General features: G+C 42.6%; 17 protein-coding genes. 6 read left to right on the top strand and 11 right to left on the bottom strand.

What is annotated here, in order from left to right; all coding sequences use genetic code 11:
* Nucleotides 1-76: 76 nt before the first annotated feature.
* Complete coding sequence (locus AACZ11_RS00845) at nt 77-1,045, bottom strand: hypothetical protein (protein ID WP_290627059.1); 969 nt, start codon at nt 1,043-1,045, stop codon at nt 77-79.
* A gap of 112 nt (nt 1,046-1,157) precedes the next feature.
* Between AACZ11_RS00845 and AACZ11_RS00840 the strand changes: the two genes are divergently transcribed.
* Nucleotides 1,158-1,796: a hypothetical protein gene (locus tag AACZ11_RS00840; protein WP_290627061.1), complete on the top strand. Its 639-nt coding sequence runs from the start codon at nt 1,158-1,160 to the stop codon at nt 1,794-1,796.
* A 52-nt stretch (nt 1,797-1,848) separates the two neighbouring features.
* Here the strand turns inward: AACZ11_RS00840 and AACZ11_RS00835 are convergent, their stop codons facing one another.
* Nucleotides 1,849-4,068: a polyribonucleotide nucleotidyltransferase gene (locus AACZ11_RS00835; protein WP_290627063.1), complete on the bottom strand. Its 2,220-nt coding sequence runs from the start codon at nt 4,066-4,068 to the stop codon at nt 1,849-1,851.
* Nucleotides 4,069-4,281: 213 nt separating this feature from the next.
* Nucleotides 4,282-4,551: a 30S ribosomal protein S15 gene (gene rpsO, locus AACZ11_RS00830; protein ID WP_034261252.1), complete on the bottom strand. Its 270-nt coding sequence runs from the start codon at nt 4,549-4,551 to the stop codon at nt 4,282-4,284.
* A gap of 176 nt (nt 4,552-4,727) precedes the next feature.
* On the opposite strand from rpsO, the gene AACZ11_RS00825 reads away from it, so the two are divergent.
* Nucleotides 4,728-5,558: a hypothetical protein gene (locus AACZ11_RS00825; protein ID WP_290627066.1), complete on the top strand. Its 831-nt coding sequence runs from the start codon at nt 4,728-4,730 to the stop codon at nt 5,556-5,558.
* Nucleotides 5,559-5,609: 51 nt separating this feature from the next.
* Here AACZ11_RS00825 and accD read toward each other — a convergent pair whose 3' ends face one another.
* The 3 genes from accD to AACZ11_RS00810 are packed head-to-tail and all read right to left on the bottom strand — an operon-like array spanning nt 5,610 to nt 10,094.
* A complete protein-coding gene (gene accD, locus AACZ11_RS00820; protein ID WP_290627068.1) occupies nt 5,610-6,485 on the bottom strand; it encodes an acetyl-CoA carboxylase, carboxyltransferase subunit beta in 876 nt (291 codons plus the stop codon).
* A gap of 17 nt (nt 6,486-6,502) precedes the next feature.
* A complete protein-coding gene (fbaA, locus tag AACZ11_RS00815; RefSeq protein WP_290627070.1) occupies nt 6,503-7,570 on the bottom strand; it encodes a class II fructose-bisphosphate aldolase in 1,068 nt (355 codons plus the stop codon).
* Nucleotides 7,571-7,613: 43 nt separating this feature from the next.
* A complete protein-coding gene (locus AACZ11_RS00810) occupies nt 7,614-10,094 on the bottom strand; it encodes a BamA/TamA family outer membrane protein (protein ID WP_339831207.1) in 2,481 nt (826 codons plus the stop codon).
* Nucleotides 10,095-10,353: 259 nt separating this feature from the next.
* Between AACZ11_RS00810 and AACZ11_RS00805 the strand changes: the two genes are divergently transcribed.
* Complete coding sequence (locus AACZ11_RS00805) at nt 10,354-11,007, top strand: RNA methyltransferase (protein ID WP_339831204.1); 654 nt, start codon at nt 10,354-10,356, stop codon at nt 11,005-11,007.
* Here the strand turns inward: AACZ11_RS00805 and AACZ11_RS00800 are convergent.
* Nucleotides 10,994-11,701: a porin family protein gene (locus tag AACZ11_RS00800; RefSeq protein ID WP_290627076.1), complete on the bottom strand. Its 708-nt coding sequence runs from the start codon at nt 11,699-11,701 to the stop codon at nt 10,994-10,996. The two genes, AACZ11_RS00805 and AACZ11_RS00800, sit on opposite strands and share 14 nt — an antisense overlap.
* Before the next feature lie 2 nt (nt 11,702-11,703).
* Nucleotides 11,704-12,435: a bifunctional demethylmenaquinone methyltransferase/2-methoxy-6-polyprenyl-1,4-benzoquinol methylase UbiE gene (ubiE, locus tag AACZ11_RS00795; RefSeq protein WP_290627078.1), complete on the bottom strand. Its 732-nt coding sequence runs from the start codon at nt 12,433-12,435 to the stop codon at nt 11,704-11,706.
* A 175-nt stretch (nt 12,436-12,610) separates the two neighbouring features.
* Here ubiE and trkA point away from each other — a divergent pair, with 175 nt between their 5' ends.
* Both trkA and AACZ11_RS00785 read left to right on the top strand, forming a co-directional pair.
* Nucleotides 12,611-13,960 carry a Trk system potassium transporter TrkA gene (gene trkA, locus AACZ11_RS00790; protein ID WP_290627079.1) on the top strand — a complete coding sequence of 450 codons (1,350 nt, stop codon included), beginning with the start codon at nt 12,611-12,613 and terminating at the stop codon, nt 13,958-13,960.
* Nucleotides 13,960-15,465 carry a potassium transporter TrkG gene (locus AACZ11_RS00785; RefSeq protein WP_339831201.1) on the top strand — a complete coding sequence of 502 codons (1,506 nt, stop codon included), beginning with the start codon at nt 13,960-13,962 and terminating at the stop codon, nt 15,463-15,465. Before trkA ends, AACZ11_RS00785 begins: the two co-directional genes overlap by 1 nt.
* Nucleotides 15,466-15,467: 2 nt before the next feature.
* On the opposite strand, the gene purT is transcribed toward AACZ11_RS00785, so the two are convergent.
* Genes purT through AACZ11_RS00770 form a run of 3 tightly spaced genes read right to left on the bottom strand, consistent with a single transcriptional unit; the run spans nt 15,468 to nt 18,936 of the window.
* Nucleotides 15,468-16,631, bottom strand: coding sequence for a formate-dependent phosphoribosylglycinamide formyltransferase (gene purT, locus AACZ11_RS00780; RefSeq protein WP_290626253.1), 1,164 nt, complete (start codon nt 16,629-16,631; stop codon nt 15,468-15,470).
* Between the two features lie 10 nt (nt 16,632-16,641).
* A complete protein-coding gene (locus tag AACZ11_RS00775; protein ID WP_290626251.1) occupies nt 16,642-17,832 on the bottom strand; it encodes a pyridoxal phosphate-dependent aminotransferase in 1,191 nt (396 codons plus the stop codon).
* Nucleotides 17,833-17,838: 6 nt separating this feature from the next.
* Complete coding sequence (locus tag AACZ11_RS00770; RefSeq protein ID WP_290626257.1) at nt 17,839-18,936, bottom strand: acyl-CoA desaturase; 1,098 nt, start codon at nt 18,934-18,936, stop codon at nt 17,839-17,841.
* A gap of 130 nt (nt 18,937-19,066) precedes the next feature.
* On the opposite strand from AACZ11_RS00770, the gene rsmG reads away from it, so the two are divergent.
* On the top strand, nt 19,067-19,696 hold the full coding sequence (gene rsmG, locus AACZ11_RS00765; RefSeq protein WP_290626249.1) for a 16S rRNA (guanine(527)-N(7))-methyltransferase RsmG: 630 nt from the start codon (nt 19,067-19,069) through the stop codon (nt 19,694-19,696).
* The last annotated feature ends 30 nt before the right edge of the window (nt 19,697-19,726 follow it).

Below are 19,726 nucleotides of genomic sequence, written 5' to 3'. Positions count from 1 at the left end.
GCGCTATCCGCTTTAGCTCCCCCTACTTCGCAGGGAGAGGCTGCCGCTGCTATCGCTAATGCGGATTTTTAATCGGTCAATTAAAATCCAACAGCTGCTTCGAGTCGATCCATTGCTCCAACGCACTTATTTTGGAATACAACGAATTAAAAAAGCGATGCTGCTCCTTTTCGCCGGCAGTATTCAACAATTTCGAATGCTGTAATTGTTTGTTCAAATATTCCGATGCCTGTTCGCAAAACAGGACATCGCCGGTGCTAACATAAGACAACAGGGTAAACGGAACGAACACTCTATTTCCTTTTGGAGTGTTCACCAACACATTGTTATTCATTAGCAAAAGTTCATTGAAATACAACGTATATCCTTTGGCCCCATCGGCTATTTTTCCATGAAGATGCTTCAGTAAGCCTCGTAATTCATTACATATTTGCTTTGCATCGGAAACCGATACGAGACCGGCTTCGTAATAAAAGTGGATCTGTTTTAACGTGCTATTTATAGTGGTGGTGTCCCAGATCTCGGTGGTGCTGACCGATTCATACAAATCTCCGAGTCGCTTGGCAGATCTCAATACATCCAGCCCGGGATGAAAACTTTCAAAAGGAATGTCATGAAACCGGGGATGTAGCAACTTCAACCATACGTATATTTTGAACTTGGCCAACAAAGTACCGGTAAGGGTATAGAAAAGAGGGAGGTCCTTAGCGGAGTAGGTAAGGGAACTTTCGGGATGAGCGAGCAAGGGAGCTAAAGACGCATACGAATTTTCAAAATAGTGATGCAATTCGCTTTCCGAAGCTATCGTAGCGGTCTTGCTCATAATAACCCGCTCAGGATCCTGCGCAATATACAGCTGATCTAAAGAAATTGAAAAATGTTTTGCCAATATGATACTTTCTTCTAAGGAGAGTTTGGCTTTCAAACTGGTGCGTCGATGCGCTGCATCATAGCTTATGTCCAACAGCATTGCTACGGTATCCAGTAATGAAGTGCCTGCCTCCAATTTCGAGGCGATCTCAGAAAAGAGGTTTTCCTGCATCATAATACATCAATAATTGCGAAAAACGCAAAAAATAAAAGTGTGGGTTGTGAATATACTTTAAATAATTGTGATATAAGCAATAAGTTTGATCATATTTTTAAATTAAACTTTTATGAAGTATATAATAAGTGCAGCTTTATTCTTTCTAGCTAACCTGGGAATCGCACAGGAGAATGTTTCGGTTGTAGAAAGAAACAATTTGGACCATTGGGAATTGGCAAACATATTTTCAGTAGAAGTAAACCGTTTTATGCCTATAGGTAATCTTTCAGAAACTTTAAAACCCGGTGTGGGGTTCGGGTTGTACGCAGGATTCCCTGTAGATCATCGCACGCGAATTGATATAGGAACTTCGGTCTTCTTTCCGGTCACCAAACACCCCATTCAATATACCACAGACGAGGGTGTAGAGGAGGGAGGAGCGTCGTTAAGCGGCACTATCGGGATTTGGGCCACCCGGGTAAAACGATTGGGGCGCTCGTGGTATTGGGACACTAGGGCTGGGACGGGACTGGGCTTTTTTCAAACCGATATAGAAACCGGAAAACCGGCAGACGCAAACGATACGGTGTATGGTTCGGAAACGGTGTTTCTAAGTGTCGGGACCGCATTTAGAACCCCGATATTTAATGAGAACATTGGTGTCAAAATCGACTATTTTTTAGTGCCCTATAATCTTTTTACCAAGCACTTGCCTTCCGATTTTGGGATGCAGTACGTCACTGTGGGGCTTATTTATGGATTCAAATAAAAAACGCCTCCATAGTTGGAGGCGCTCTTATTTATTAAGGGATCAATAAAATTTAATCTCTTTTACGATCTCTATTTCTATTGTCACGTCCGCGATTGTCACGTCCTCTGTCCTTATTGTCAGATCGTGGAGGTCGTTCTTTAAACCCTTCAGGTTTTGGTAACAATGCTTTGCGGGATACTTTATCTTTCCGTGTTCTTGGATCGACCCCAAAATATTTCACATCAAAAACATCACCCATGTTCACTACATCGCTCACATTTTCGGTGCGTTCCCACGCCAATTCAGAAACGTGTAACAGAACTTCGTTGCCCGGTGCTTCGGTGTATTCAACTACAGCGCCAAAATCTAACATTTTGATCACTTTCACCTCATATACACTTCCTACTTCAGGCTTGAAAGTAAGGGAGTCGATCTTAGCTAATACTGCATCAATTCCCTCCTGACTGGTTCCTAGAATCTCAACGATTCCTTCTTCAGTAACAGGATCTTCATTGATAACAATGGTGGTCTTTGTTGCTTTTTGCAATTCCTGGATCACCTTTCCACCGGGACCTATCAAGGCACCAATATATTCGTTCGGGATGGTCACCGTCACCATTTTCGGCGCGTGCGGCTTCACATCTTCGTTAGGTGTTGCAATGGTTTCGGTCAATTTCTCCAGGATGTGTAGACGCCCTTTAGCTGCTTGTTTTAGTGCATTCACAAGAATTTCATACGACAATCCTTTTACTTTAATGTCCATTTGACAGGCTGTAATCCCATCGGCAGTTCCGGTTACCTTAAAGTCCATATCACCCAAATGATCTTCGTCACCAAGAATATCGGACAAGACGGCGTATTTTCCGGAATCTCCGTCGGAGATAAGCCCCATGGCAATACCCGAAACAGGTTTCTTCAATTGTACCCCTGCATCCATTAATGCCATAGTACCACTACAAACAGTTGCCATAGACGAAGAACCATTAGATTCTAACACTTCGGCTACCACACGTACGGTATAGGGGCAATCTGCAGGGATCATTCCTTTTAAGGCACGTTGTGCCAAATTCCCATGACCGATCTCTCGTCGCGAGGTTCCACGAATAGGTCTTGCTTCTCCTGTCGAGAACGGCGGGAAATTATAGTGTAAATAGAATGTTTCTTCACCTTCAAACGAAGGCATATCAATCTGGTTCGCCTCTCTTGAAGTCCCCAAGGTAACTGTTGCCAGCGCCTGTGTTTCCCCACGGGTAAAGATCGCAGAACCGTGTGTGGAAGGTAGGTAATCTACTTCACACCAAATAGGTCTGATCTCGTCGGTCTTTCTTCCGTCCAAGCGCAATCCTTCATTTAAGGTTAGATCTCGAACCGCGGCCTTTTCGGCCTGATAATAATATCGCGAAATAAGATCTCCATAGTCTTCTAATTCTTCTTCAGAAAAAGAAGCCTTTACTTCTTCCTTGATCGCATCGAACGCAGCACTGCGTTCATGCTTAGAGGAACCTGCCTTTGCAATGGCATACACTTTATCGTAAGACATCTCATGAATTTTCTTGGCAAGTCCTTCATCTTCACGTTCGGGTTCGTACTCGCGTACTTCTTTCTTGCCAAAAGCTTCTGCCAAACGTACCTGTGCAGCACATTGTTCTTTAATGGCGTCATGCGCGAACTTAATGGCTTCCACCATTTCTTCTTCTGAAATTTCTTTCATTTCGCCCTCTACCATCATAACTGAATCTGCAGAGGCACCGATCACCATATCAATATCACTCGCGTCCAGTTGTGCACGTGTCGGGTTAATGATAAATTTACCATCCACACGGCCTACACGTACTTCGGAAATAGGACATTCAAAAGGGAAATCGGATAACTGAATGGCTGCTGAAGCTGCCAATCCGGCCATGGCATCCGGCATCACATCGTCGTCATGAGACATGAGTTGGATCATCACCTGTGTTTCAGCATGATAGTCTTTTGGAAATAGAGGACGTAACACTCGGTCAACCAAACGCATGGTCAATACCTCTCCATCGCTGGGACGTGCCTCCCTTTTAAAGAATCCGCCCGGGTAGCGCCCGGATGCGGCAAATTTTTCACGATAATCTACCGTGAGGGGTAAAAAATCTACGTCGCTTTGTTTGTAGTTGGAAACAACCGTACATAACAACATACATTTTCCCGATTGTACAACAACAGAACCATGGGCCTGTTTTGCTAATTTTCCGGTTTCAATAGAGATCTCTCTACCGTCGCCAAGGTCTATGACCTCTTTAAATACTTTAGGTATCATTTGTTTTTCATTTTCCACAAGCCCAAGACCACTGCATGGGAGCTGTGTGGGGTTACTAAATGGTCAACGACCGGCTATCGGTCGCGTTGTTGTTGTGTTGTTGTGGTGACCAATGAAAAACCTAAGGGTAGCTTTTCTATGTGTTTCTGAAGAAATAATTTCAGAAAAAATATAAAAATAAATAAAAAGGGGCGAAAAGCGCCCCTCTCTGTATTACTTACGTAAACCTAATTCTTTAACGATGGCACGATATCTCAAGATATCCTTTTTCATAAGATAATCTAGGAGAGAACGACGCTTACCTACCAATTTAACCAAAGAACGCTCTGTATTGTAATCCTTGTGGTTGTTTTTAAGGTGTTTTGTTAAATGTTCGATGCGATACGTGAATAACGCGATCTGACCTTCGGCAGAACCGGTATCTGTTTTAGATTTTCCGTGTTTTGCAAAGATCTTTTCTTTTTCTTCTGGTGCTAAATACATGCCAATATTATTTAAATGATTTTTATGTACCGATGACCGCTTTGGTAATCGAGCGGCAAAAGTACAAAATCTATTTCTAAATGATCGGGTTCTTACGCAAATTCTTACAAATTGTGTACGAAATTAAACTTTTTTACGTTTGAATGGTCAACAAATAATAACTCTAAAACAAACGTATGAAAAACCTAACAAAGAAGATCGCCCTATTTTCTTGCATCACCACAGCGCTTTTAATGTCGAGTTGTGACACCTCAGACGACAGCGGCACCGTAGATGTAAACTATTCGGCAGAAGATGCCACCCGGGCAGCACAAGCCGATATTATTGTTGAAAATACCTTGAATATTATGGAGAACGGCTATGTGGAAAATGAAGAGACTAGAAACAGTTCGGTCTCATTCTTTCCCTCCTGTACTACCATCACGATCACTCCCAACGGGAGCGGCGGTACTATTGTATTGGATTTTGGTACATCCTGCACCTTGAACAACGGAAGTGTGGTTTCGGGAAAAATTAACTTAGAATATGGTGCCATAGTGGACGGGACCAGAACCATCAACTATTCTTTCGAGAACTATACCTACAATGGCCACGGCGTCGAAGGTGGTGGCGAGATCGTTCGCGATATCGAGAACGAGAATGGAAATCCTTCCTCTACGGTGAACGAGACGATAACCGTTAGTTTTGAAGGTACCGCAATAACTGCCACTCGGGTAGGATTGCGCATTGCTGAATGGATCGAAGGGGTAGGAAGCGGTACTTGGACGGACAATGTATATAGCATTACCGGAAACTGGAACACAACTTTTTCAAACGGTTTTAGCCGAAGCGGAGAAGTCACCCAACCTCTTATTCGAAAATTGAATTGCTTATATCTGGTAAGCGGTACGCTGGATATCTCTCAACAGGCCCTAACCGGAACGCTCGATTTTGGGGATGGTAGCTGTGACAATATAGCGGTCTTCACATTTAACGGACAAGATTACACCATCATCTTAGGACAATAAATCTTCTAATTATGAAAACATTAAAAAGCCGCTAAAAAGCGGCTTTTTTTATTAAGCTATCTTGGCTGATTTCTCTCTAAGGGGTCTGTTAAGAATGAGATCGAGATACAAGTTTATTTTTCGCTTGAGGTCTTTTCGGTGGCTAATAAAGTCTAGAAAACCGTGGTCCAAGACAAATTCTGCAGTTTGGAACCCGTCCGGTAGCTCCTTTCCTGTAGTATCCCGTACCACTCTGGGACCTGCAAAACCGATAAGTGCTCCGGGTTCGCTAATGTTAATATCTCCTAACATGGCAAAAGAAGCCGTTGTACCTCCGGTAGTAGGATCTGTACATAAAGAAATATAGGGAATCCCAGCTTCTGAAAGTTGAGCTAGTTTGGCACTGGTTTTTGCCAGTTGCATGAGCGAATAAGCGGCCTCCATCATTCGGGCACCACCACTCTTGGATATGATCATGAATGGAATTTTCTTTTTCAACGAATAATCGGCTGCACGTGCGATCTTCTCACCCACAACACTTCCCATAGAACCGCCTATAAAACTAAAATCCATACAGGCGATCACAATGTCTTCGCCCATAGACTTCCCTACGGCAGTGCGAACCGCATCTTTCAATCCGGTCTTGTCCTGAGCCTCTTTCAATCTATCGGTATATTTTTTATTGTCCTCGAATTTGAGTGGGTCTTTTGATGCTAGATTCTTATCGAGTTCCTTAAATTTATTGTCGTCGAAGAGGATCTCAAAATATTCCTTGCTTCCAATTCGAACGTGGTAGCCGTCCTCCGGACTTACATAATAGTTTGCTTCGAGTTCGTCGGAATCTACAATTTTCCCTGTGGGAGATTTATACCAAAGACCTTTTGGAACATCTTTTTTCTCTTCCGTTGGGGTTTGAATCCCCTTTTTTGTTCTTTTAAACCAAGACATATTATATTGGGTTTCGTTTATAATGTATGTATGTTGTTTAGATCTTCGAACGCTTTTTCAAGACGTTTTTTAAATGTTAACTCTCCCTCGCGTAACCATTTGCGAGGATCGTAGTGCTTTTTGTTTGGAGCATCGGCACCATCTGGATTTCCAATTTGTGTTCTAAGATACTCAATATTATTGACCATATAATCGCGAATCCCTTCATTGAACGCAAATTGAAGATCGGTATCTATATTCATCTTTACTACACCGTATCCAATCGCTTCACGGATCTCTTCGAGCGTAGAACCACTTCCGCCGTGAAAAACAAAATCAATAGGATTGCGTCCCGTGTTGAATTTTTTCTGAACGAACTCTTGCGAGTTCTTAAGGATAACAGGAGTTAATTTCACATTACCGGGCTTATAGACACCGTGTACATTTCCGAAGGCAGCGGCAATGGTAAATTGATCGCTCACTTTCATAAGCTCCTCATAAGCATATGCTACTTCTTCCGGCTGGGTGTATAATTTTGAAGAATCTACATCACTGTTATCAACACCGTCTTCTTCACCTCCAGTAATGCCCAATTCAATTTCCAAGGTCATCCCCATTTTGCTCATACGTTCCAGATAACGTTTGGAGATCTCTATATTTTCTTCGATAGGTTCTTCAGAAAGGTCTAGCATGTGCGAACTGTAGAGGGAAACCCCGTTCTTTTTGTAAAACTCTTCTCCGGCACTTATTAGTCCGTCCACCCATGGAAGGAGATTCTTTGCGCAATGGTCTGTGTGAAGTATCACGGTAGCGCCGTATACCTTCGCTAGTTCATGGATGTGTTTTGCTCCGGCAATGCCGCCGGCGATCGCTGCTTTCTGTCCTTCATTCGACAATCCCTTTCCGGCATTGAAATGTGCACCGCCATTGGAAAATTGAATGATCACCGGCGATCGTAAAGAAGCTGCTGTTTCCAATACAGTATTAATACTGTTGGAGCCTACTACATTAACTGCGGGTAAGGCGAATCCTTTTTCTTTTGCGTATGCATGTATTTTTTGAACGTCTCTTCCCGTGGCGACACCGGGCTGAATGGAATGACTCATGGTTGATTGAATTTGGTATGCAAAAATAACAAAATTTAATCGTTTAGAAGGGATAGTTGATCCCTATATTGTAGACGGCATTGTTTAGATTATAATCCTTAAACCAGCGTTCTCCAACCGGACGAGCCGGGTCATGGGTCTTAAACCCAATATCGAATCGCAGTACGAAAAATCCAAAATCGTAGCGAATTCCAATACCCGAAGCGATAGCAATCTCTTTAAGGTCGGCAATTCCATTAAAGGTAGAAGCTTCATCTTCCACGTTATCGAATACATTCCAAATGTTTCCGGCATCCACAAAGAATGCGCCTTTAAAATCTCCCAGTATCGTAAACCTATATTCGGCATTGAGCGCGATCTTAAAGTTCGCTTCGTTGAAGTCTAAGATACTTCCACTGCTTCCCGGTCCCAGATCATACGCGCGCCACCCACGATTGTCATTGGCACCCCCTGCAAAATAGCTGCGGGTAAAAGGAATGCTGTTGCTGTTGCCGTAGGGAATAGCGATTCCTCCAAAAGCCCGGATAGCAAAAATGTTATTATCGTTGAGTTCCCAATGTTTTATGTATTCGGCTTCTCCTTTCGCGTATTGTGAGAACACAACCCCCAATGCTTTATAATTACCATCTTCGTTCTTTTCAAACCCCGCTAGGCTCGAAATTCCCGCTAAGAGATTACCCGCTGCTTCTAGTTTCCAACGCAGTCGAGAAAAGTTATTGTCGAAGATGTTTTCCCTACTGTCACGTGTCCAAGTAAAATTTGAAGCGAAAATCAAATTGTTTTCGGTAAGACGAAATTGGCGTTCTGCGATACTAAGTACTTCCTGAAAATTTTCTTCGGAAGCCGCTGTATCCCCAAAAAGGACATCATTTATAAATTGACTGGTTTCATCGGGGATCTCAAGCATAGGATCGTTTGAAGGATTGTTGAAATCGTAGCCGATGTCTTGAGCGATCTCATTAAGCCGTTCATACGATGTGCGGTATACATTGAAATAATTTCCGGTATTCAGGTTTCTTACATATTGTACATTGACAAGATCTAATTTATTAGTTCTCACCTTAGAAGGTTTCCATCGATAGCTAAACACCGAATTCAGGGTTTGTCGGTCCAATCCAATATTGCTTTGTGCATTAGCTCCCAGGCTTATGCTCGTGGAAGGTGACATGAATTTTGGAATCAACTTTTCGGTGCGAAGCGGGAACAGGATCCTGGGAAAGGTAAGTTTAGCATCGCCTCCCACTTCAGAAATATTAAAGAACCTACTGTCACTATCGGCAGCGTCCTTCGACGATCCTACACTTCCTCTTCCGGAAATCTCCAATATTTCGGCCCCTCTAAAGATATTCCGTATCAAAAACGTTGAGCTAAATCCAATCCCAAATTGTTGAATGGTGGATGTATACGCATCAAAATCCACCCCCAAGGTGTACTTCTTTTGCGGTGTGAGGAGGATGGTAGCGATCAAACCGGTTCCGGTGGTATCTGCCGGATCTTCTTGATATGAAATATTCGGATACTTAAAGATACGAAGGTCGCTAATCTGATTGTAGGTAAGGGTGCGGTCAATGTCCTTAAAGATCTTATTGGGTGTGATTGATATTGCGTCTGTAATGGCCTTTGGCCGAAATTTTAATTCGTCGTAACTAAACAGTTTATAACCGTTATACGAGACGGTGTCTGTTATCGACTCGTTTCTATTGGCAAAGGTATAATCGGTGACGATACGCACCTCATTGATGGTGTGAACTTTGAAAGGCTCGGTACGGATACTGTCTCCTTCGTCAATTTTACGATCTGGAATGATATACGTAATGTTGGCTTTGTGTCCTGTATTTACCGTATCGGCTTCAAATCCTACATAATCTTGATCAAAATAATAAAGTCCGCTGTTTCGAAATTGAATGGTCAATCGATCGCGTTCATTTACGAAGTCGTTCGCCGAATATTGCTTTCCTTGCACTATAAAGGTATTTTGTCTCGTGGCTTTAAAGAGCGAATCTACAATAGGTGAACTTATCTTCTTTGTGATACTATCAACAAAATAGGGCTGTTGTCTGTCTACAAAATATGTTACAGCGGCTCTTTTTTCTTTCTTTTCATTTGGGATAATGGAATAATCGGCTTTCGTATTAAAATAACCATAACTGGCATAATATCGTTTTAATCGATCTACGGATTTTTTAATCTTCGCTTCTTCGATCACAACTGGGGGATCACCCGATTTTTCAAGCCATTTGTTAAATCCCACATAGCTGTTCCCTATTTCTTCTACTTGCTTAGCAGAAAGAAATCGCACCAGCCGTTCTTCTCGCTTAGGATTTCTATGGAGCCACTTCTGGAAGGTAGAATCTGGTTTCGGATCGGCGAGATTGTATATGAAGATGCCTATGGGCACCCCAAGCACTCGTGAGTTTGGCCGTTGAGAAAGTTGACTGTAGACTCTTGTATCCTTGATCTCCACACTATCTACCACAATAGTGTTCTCGGTTAAGAGGTAGCTATCCTCATCGACCCTTTTCACAGCATTACAAGAGAAAAGCAGTATCGTAACTCCTAAAAAAAATGATATTTTTGTGAGGCGTAGGGTCAATCGTTCGGGTTTACTTACATTTAACGGTACCAACTATCTGGTCCAACAAAAGTTGCATGAAAACTTACTGTAAAAGTACACATTTGTTGGAGTGCATTTCAAAAATAGGATAATTTTGATAAGTAAAAGTCAAATAAAATTAATAACGAGTCTAGGCCAAAAAAAGTACCGTGATAAAACAGGACTTTTTGTGGCGGAGGGACCCAAAGTAATTTTAGAATTGCTGAAGGCGGGTTTCAAGCTTCATATGCTTTTTTCTTCGGAAGTTATTACCGAGCCTTCAGATAACCATTATCACATTTCTGAAGCAGACCTTAAAAAAATCAGCTTTTTGAGTACAGCGAATACTGCCCTTGCCATCTTTGCGATCCCAGCCGAAGTTCCTCTTAAGGAAAGCGGATGGATTCTTGTCTTGGATGCGGTGCGGGACCCTGGAAATCTGGGTACGCTTATCCGTCTCTGCGATTGGTTTGGCATCCAACAATTGGTTTGCTCTAAAGACACGACCGATTGCTATAACCCGAAGGTGGTGCAGGCCACTATGGGATCCATTTCCCGAGTAGCTGTACATTATGTAGCGTTAACCAGTTATCTTCAAAATACAACACTTCCTGTAATTGGAGCCTGTATGGAAGGGACGAATGCGTATCAAAAAACATGGTCCAAGGAAGGTATTTTGGTGTTGGGGAACGAAGCAAATGGAATCTCGGATCCAATAATGAAATTGCTTCAGGAAAGGGTCACTATTCCGCAATTTGGCGTAAAACAAGAAACGGAAAGCCTTAATGTGGCTACCGCAGGAGCAATTTTATTAAGTGAGGTGAGACGGTCTACTGAAATGTAAAGTTCACGAAAATTCCTCTGGATGCCATCTTGTCGATATTCCCGGTCCAAGGACTGTTAGGGTCGTTATCGCGTACCAGCTCATCACTCAACGCAAAAACGCCGCGAATGGAAGGTGTAAACTTAAAGTAGTAAAGATAAAAATCAATGCCAAACCCTAGCTCATAGTAGCTGGTGGTATTGGTCATTCGAAATTGGCCGCTGCGGTTATCTTCAGGATTGTTCTCGTTGCTGGACAAATTAAATGAAGTGGAGACACCTCCTACAATAAACGGCTTAAAATTATTGAGTCGCTTGGTTGAAAGTTTCACAAGAAGCGGTACGTGGATATACGTGGATTTAGCCTCCCGAAGTTGGTCACGTTCTTCCGCAAATCCCGGAAATAGTAGATTGCGTTGGGTATAGTAGAGTCCAGGTTCAAGGCGAAGGTTGATGTATTTATTGATACGCATATCACCTATAAGCCCCACATTGAAGCCCGCCTGCCCTTCTACCAGCACCTCAGTATTTTGATCTCCGAGATCGTCAATATAATCAAACTTAAAATCGTAACTGTTGAATCCTAAAAAATATCCCCAACTCAAAAAGCGATTATCGAAGGTTTCAAGATTCGCCAGCCGTTCTTTGGTGAACAATTGAGCCTGAGCCGCTTGAACGCCTACTAAAAATGTGACGATAAAAAGAATTTTTTTCATACTTATTTTGTGGCTTTATAAATTGTGGCCACCCCAAAGGTTTGCGGTTTATTTTCCACTTCTATAAACCCGATTTTCTTTAAAATATTGTTGAGGGTTTCGCCGTACGGGAAAACCGAAGCGCTTTCACTTAGGTACTTGTAGGCAACTTTATCTTTAGAGAATATCCTGCCAATAAAAGGAAGTAATCTTCGACTGTAGAAATAGTACCCTTGTTTGAACGGAAATTTGGTAGGGACGGAAGTTTCCAAAATAACAAAAAGTCCTTGAGGCTCTAGCACTCGGTATATTTCCGAAAGTCCCTGCTCAAGATCTTCAAAATTTCGAATGCCAAAAGACACCGTGATCGCTTCAAAAGAATTGTTTTCAAAGGGAAGTTTTTCAGAATCTCCTTTAATGAATTCGATTCGCTCTGAAAACGATTTGCCTTTTATTTTTTTTCGTGCCACTCCCAACATGCCTTCAGAAAGATCTAATCCCACAATACGAGGAATGCCTGTCTTCTCTGCAAATTGAATGGCCAGATCGCCTGTTCCGGTGGCAATGTCCAACACATTCTTTGGATGTCTCTTAGCCACCATTTTAATGATCTTTTTACGCCAAGAAGTATCAGTTCCCAAAGAGATCACACGGTTTAATCCATCGTAATTCCCGGAAATCGTGTCGAACATTTGCTCGACCTGCTCTTTCTTGTTGAGCGATGACTCTTTATACGGCGTTATTTTTTTACTCATTGTATTTTTTGTTTGCTCTTTTTTAAGGATGTGCACGATCGAAGTGCAAACAAGGCTGCAAAGCTACTACTTTTTTACTATTTCAACGAGAAACCTGTCACAAGAGAAATGTATTCCCAATCTCAGGATTCGACTAAAATTCAATACCTTTGCAGGACTCATTGCGCAATAGAATATGAAGATAATAATAGCCGGTGCCGGCGAGGTTGGATTCCATCTAGCAAAACTTCTCTCCTTCGAATCCCAGGACATCACCCTCATAGATACCAATAGAGAATCGTTGGCCTATGCCGATACTCATTTGGATATTCGGGTGGTGCGTGGAGACGCTACATCTATTTCAGTTTTAAAGGACTCTAAAGTGGACAATACCGATCTTGTTATCGCAGTCACATCTAGTGAGACAACTAATATTACGGTTTGCGTGCTCTCCAAACAATTAGGTGCAAAACGTACCATCGCGCGTATTTCAAATACCGAATTTATTGACAATAAAGACGAAGTTGGGTTCACGAAATTTGGTATCGACGAACTCATTTCGCCAGAATCTCTGGCAGCAAATGAAATAGAGCTGTTACTTAACCAAAGCGCATTCAACGATACGTACCAATTTGAAGAAGGTGCCTTGACCATGATAGGTCTTTCCTTATCGCGTACTGCGGTTTTTGTAGGTAAAACTGTGAAAGAAGTAGGTCAGTTATATCCGGAATTGAAGTATGTGCCCATTGCGATACAACGCTATGGAACTCAGTATACATTGATTCCGAGAGGAGACACTCAATTTAAAGAGGGCGATCAAGTATACTTTATCACCACAGAAGCAGGTGTTGAACACATTTATAAGCTTACGGGCAAAGTTCGTCAAGAAATAAAGAATGTGATGATCTTGGGAGGAAGTAATATTGGACGGAAAACGGCACGTGATCTTTGCAAGAGCAGCTTTAATGTGAAGCTTATTGAGAATGATAAGAATAAGGCGTTTGAGATCGCAGATGATATCCCCAGTTGCTTAGTGATCAACGGTGACGGAAGAAACGTAGAACTGCTTCAGGAAGAATCCATACAAGAAATGGATGCTTTTATCTCGGTGACCGGAAACAGTGAAACGAATATCATGTCTTGTTTGGTGGCCAAATCCAAAGGTGTAAAAAAGGCCATTGCATTGGTTGAGAACATGGATTACTTCCAACTTTCTCATTCGATTGGGATTGATACGTTGATCAATAAGAAATTACTGGCAGCAAACAATATTTTCAGGTATGTTCGAAAAGGGGAGGTGGTTGCCATGACCAAACTTAACAATATGAATGCCGAACTTTTAGAATTCATAGTTTCTCCAACATCCAAGGTTTGCAATATGATCATTAAAGAGATCGATTTTCCGCGTTCTGCGGTCATTGGCGGTGTAGTGCGCAATGGAGAAGGGATCATTGCTTTGGGTGATTTTAAGATTGCCAGCGGGGACCGTATCGTGGTCTGTTGTTTGCCGCAATCTATTACGAAAGTGGAAAAATTGTTCGTATAATGCGTGCTATATCCACCATCAATTTTAAGATCATATCTCACTTAATGGGTTTACTCCTTGGGGTGAACGGAGGCTTTATGCTGCTAGCATCACTTGTGAGCTTCTATTACAAAGATGGAGTTACACAAGAAATATTGATGGCCGGAGCAGTGACCGTTGCTGTTGGAGCGCTGGTCATGTTCTTTACGCGTAACCATCGTAAAGAAATACAGAAAAGAGAGGGGTATATTATAGTAACCTTAGGTTGGATTTTTATGTCGCTGGCGGGAACTTTGCCTTACCTTTTTACAGGAGCCATACCTAATTTTACCAATGCCTTCTTCGAAACCATGAGCGGGTATACTACTACCGGAGCTTCCATATTAAGTGACATTGAAAGTATCCCGAATGGGGTCTTGTTCTGGCGTAGTATCACCCACTGGATAGGAGGAATGGGGATCATTGTTCTTGCGATTGCCATCTTACCATTATTGGGTATAGGAGGAATGCAACTTTTTGCCGCAGAAGCACCGGGCCCGGGAGGAGATAAACTACATCCACGTATTACCGACACCGCCAAACGATTGTGGCTTATTTATGTTGGGTATACCATTGCTGAAACCATTTTGCTTCGCCTTGCGGGCATGAGTTTTTTCGATGCGATTAATCACTCGCTAAGTACACTTAGTACCGGAGGATTTTCTACCAAGAATGTCAGTGTTGCCTATTGGAACGATCAACCGATTATCCAATACATCATCATGGTGTTTATGTTCTTGGCGGGAACAAATTTTGTGCTCAGTTATTTTGCTTTTAAGACCAAGTTCAGCAAGGTATTTAGAGACGAAGAATTTAAATTATACACGTATGCGATACTTCTTTTTACTGGTATTGCGGCATTGGTCATCTATTTTCAAGCCGATGTGAGTGATTCGAGTATTGCACATCCCATGGTGTGGGGTGCCTTTGAGAGTGCGGTGCGACATGGATTGTTTCAAGTGCTGGCAATTGTCACCACCACAGGTTTTGTTACTGCCGACTATACCTTATGGACACCATTCTTAACCATCTTTTTCTTTGGGTTGATGTTCTTGGGGGGCTCTTCAGGATCAACGGCAGGAGGAATTAAAATCGTGCGCCACTTGATCATGATAAAGAATGGAATACTAGAGTTTAAGCGCACTTTACATCCTCATGCCATATTGCCGGTACGTTATAACAACAAAGCTGTTCAGCAACCCATTGTGTTTAACATTCTTGGATTCTTTATTCTTTACATGCTTTCTTTTATTATAGGGGTATTGGTATTCTCATGGTTAGGACTAGACTTCCAAACAGCACTAGGGGGCGCGGCCTCAACTTTAGGGAATGTAGGGCCGGCCTTAGGTGATCTGGGGCCCGTAAATAATTATGGCAACCTGCCGGATCCAGCCAAATGGTGGTCTTCCTTTTTAATGTTAATTGGCCGATTGGAACTTTTTACGGTATTGATTCTGCTCACCCCATTCTTCTGGAGAAATCGATAAGCTTACAGCTGAACTTTTACTTGCTTGGCTAATTTCATTGCTCGTTGCGTTACGTCGGAAACATCGCCTGTAAGGATATCGTAGGTTAATACTACACCCATTCTTCGGTAGGGTCTTGCCGTTGGCTTTCCGAAGATTCGGAAATCGGTTTTTTTGGCTTCGGAAAGAGCTTCCAAGCCTTCGTACAATGGGTTTTCAGAATGTCCTGAAGCTGCGATCACGGCCGAAGCACCTATGCGTTCTAACGTGACTTCAGGAATAGGAAGTCCTAAGACCGCTCGCAGGTGTAGTTCAAATTCGTTGAAGTTTTGTGTCTTTGCTAAGGTTACCATCCCCGTATCATGCGGCCGCGGTGATAGTTCTGAAAAATAGACACCATCATCGCCTACAAAGAATTCTACGCCCCAGATACCGGCACCTCCTAAGGCTTCGGTCACTTGTTGTGCCATGTGCTGTGCTTCGCGCAAATGAATTTCGTCCATGGCGGCCGGCTGCCAGCTTTCTTGATAATCACCACGTTCTTGCCTATGCCCTATGGGTGGGCAGAACAGGGTAGGGCCGTTGCGCTGTGTTACCGTAAGTAAGGTGATCTCATACGTGAAATTTACAAAGGTTTCTACGATCACTTCGGCGACATCACCGCGCGAACCTTCTTGAGCATATTGCCAAGCTTTTTCAATATCGGTTTCCGTGTGGATGGTACTTTGACCTTTTCCGCTGGAAGACATCAATGGCTTTACCACACATGGCATCCCAATTTCATCTACCGCCTCTTTTAATTGCTTCGCTGAGGTGGCATACCGATACGCAGCGGTCTTGAGGTCTAAGGTTTTCGCTGCTAAATCTCGAATGGCCTTACGATTCATCGTGTAATTAGCCGCTTTTGCGGAAGGGATCACGGTATATCCTTGGCGTTCGTATTCATAGAAGCGCTCGGTTCGAATGGCTTCAATTTCCGGAATAATAAAGTCGGGTTGGTGTTTTTCCACAATGGCATCCAAGGCATCCCCATCAAGCATATTTATCACTTCAAAGTCATTGGCCACGTGCATGGCCGGTGCATTGGCATAAGTGTCAACTGCAATTACGGTTTGACCTATACGCTGCGCTGCGATAACGAACTCCTTACCTAATTCGCCACTACCTAGAAGTAAGATTTTTGCCATGTACTAAATTTTATGCAGTAAGAGAAGCTTTTATGCGTTTCATGGCTTCCTTTATCTCTGCTTCGGAAGCAGCGTACGAAATCCGGATGCAGTTAGAATCTCCAAAAGCTTCCCCGGTAACCGTAGCTACGGTCGCTTCTTCCAAGAGATACAACGAAAAGTCTGAAGCATTTTCAATCTTTTTACCCCGAAGTGTTTTTCCGAAGTAATAGGAAATATCCGGAAATACATAGAAAGCTCCTTCCGGCTCGTTGGTTTTAAAACCGGGAATTTCAGAAAGTAAGTTCAAGATGAGACTACGACGTTCCTTAAAGGCATCGACCATATATCGGATCTTACTTGGTGGATTCTCTAAAGCCGTGATGGTAGCGCGTTGGGCAATACAATTGGCACCACTTGTGATTTGCCCCTGCATCTTATTGCAGGCTCGAGCGATCCATTCGGGTCCTCCAATATATCCAATACGCCAACCGGTCATGGCATACGCTTTTGAGACGCCATTTACAACGACCGTGCGATCATACATATCTTCGAATGCAGCCATGGAAGCGTGTTCCCCAACAAAATTGATGTGTTCGTAGATCTCATCGCTCACCACAATAATATTAGGATAGTTAACCAGAACATCGGCTAACGCGCGAAGTTCCTCCTTACTATAAACCGATCCGCTGGGGTTACAAGGTGAGCTGTAAATAATCATTTTGGTTTTGGGAGTGATCGCTGCCTCCAATGCTTTTGGAGTCACTTTAAAATCGGATTCGATCGTAGTTGGAATCTCAACCGGAACACCGCCTGCCAATTTGCTAATATCGGCATAACTCACCCAATAAGGAGCGGGTAGTAAGACCTCGTCCCCTTCATTTAAAAGAACCATAGCCAGATTTGCCAGAGATTGCTTGGCACCCGTGGACACTACTATTTGAGCAGGAGTATACGTTAGGTCATTGTCGCGTTTGAACTTGGTAATAATTGCTTTCTTCAAATCGCCATACCCATCTACAGGGGTGTATGTGTGGTAATCGTCTTTTATAGCTTGAATGGCACCTTCTTTTACAAACTCAGGAACTGTAAAGTCCGGTTCTCCCAAACTTAGGCCTATTATATCTTTTCCTTCTTCGCGTAGTTCACGCGCTTTAGCCGCCATGGCCAATGTGGCAGAAGTTGCCATCTCGTTGACTCGATTCGAAAGTTTTGGATTCATAGGGTGTTATGCGGAAACTGCAGGTTTCAGTCCCATTTCTCTTAAATGTTCAAAATGTGCGATAATTGCTTTTCGAGTTGTTTTATACTCGTTATAAGGTAGGTTGAATTCCTGCGCGGTTTGTTTTACGATCTGGGAAATCTTTGTATAGTGAATGTGGCTAATGTTTGGAAAAATGTGATGCTCTACCTGGTGATTCAATCCGCCGGTAAACCAGTTCATGATCTTGTTTTTGGTAGAAAAATTCACCGTGGTGAACAACTGGTGGATAGCCCAAGTATTCTTCATGGTGCCGGAAGGGTCCGGAAGTACAATGTCAGCTTCTTTCACCACATGTGCCAATTGAAAGACGATACTAAGTATAAGTCCGGCCACGTAATGCATAATAAAGAACCCGATCAATATTTTCCACCATGCAATATTGAAGAATAAAATAGGTAAAACGATCCAGATAGCGGCATAGATTATTTTAGTCACGATCAAGATGCTCCATTGTGTTGCCGGTTTGGGTAGTTTCCCATAAGATAATTTTTGAGCCAAATATCGTTTGGTCTGCAGGAAATCTGATGTCAATACCCAATTGATGGTGAGTAAGCCATAAAAAAAGATACTGTAATAGTGCTGAAATTTGTGAAGTCTTCGCCATTTCGAATGTTTCGAGAACCGAAGGATCCTTCCGGCCTCGAGATCTTCATCGTGCCCGTGAATATTGGTGTACGTATGGTGTAAGACGTTGTGTTGTACTTGCCAGTTATATACATTACCGGCTAAAATATACATGCTTCCGCCCAAGACCTTATTGATCCATTTTTTTGAAGAATATGCTCCGTGATTGGCATCATGCATCACGTTCATACCTACGCCGGCCATTCCAACACCCATCACAATGGTAAGTAAGAGTTGGGCCCACCAAGGAAAGTTAAGCGTAAGGAATAAGAAATAGGGCGCTAGGTAGAGGGAAAACATGACAATAGTCTTTATATGCAGCTTCCAGTTACCATTACGGGAGATGTTATTTTCTTTAAAATAATCATTAACACGTTTGTTGAGGGTTCTAAAAAACTTAGCAGAATCAACTCTTGAGAAGGTAATTTGTGTTTGTATCACAATGTGTTTGTTTTAAATGGGGATCCCTTTTTAGGAAAGGGCTAAAATACGCATCTTAGCTGTAAAAAAATGGTATGAAATCATAAATTTATCAAAGAAAAGCTACTTTTGCCGTTAATATCTCGCTATGGAATTATTGAAACACTATTTTACGCAACTTTCTGATACTCAATTAGAACAGTTTAATAAGCTTCAGGAGCTGTATCAAGACTGGAATGTGAAGATCAATGTAGTTTCCCGGAAGGATATTGACGAATTATACCTACGTCATGTATTGCATTCGCTGGGGATCGCTAAAGTGCAAAAGTTTCTTCCGGACGCAAAAATTCTGGATGTTGGAACTGGAGGAGGTTTTCCCGGGATTCCATTGGCTATTCTTTTTCCTGAAACAAAATTTCATTTGGTAGACAGCATCGGTAAGAAAATAAAGGTCGTGGAAGAAGTTGCCGCGGGGCTTGGTTTAGAGAATGTGGAAATAACGAACGCTCGGGTAGAGACGTTGGACGGACAATACGACTTTATCATTAGCAGGGCTGTGGCACAAATGGAGACATTTGTTCACTGGGTAAAAGGACGTGTAGTCAAAAAATCTCGGCATGAGCTTAAGAACGGTATACTTTATCTAAAAGGAGGGGATCTTACCGAAGAGCTGGCCCCATTTCCAAAAGCCACTGTATACAATCTTCAGGGTTATTTTACTGAAGATTTTTTCGAGACGAAGAGTGTGGTGCACCTTCCGCTAAAATATAAGGCATAAAAAACTCCGGTCATGACCGGAGTTTTTCTT

This window comes from uncultured Altibacter sp., from assembly GCF_963972995.1.
Taxonomy (GTDB): Bacteria; Bacteroidota; Bacteroidia; order Flavobacteriales; family Flavobacteriaceae; genus Altibacter.
This window is presented reverse-complemented; position numbering and strand designations above follow the sequence as displayed.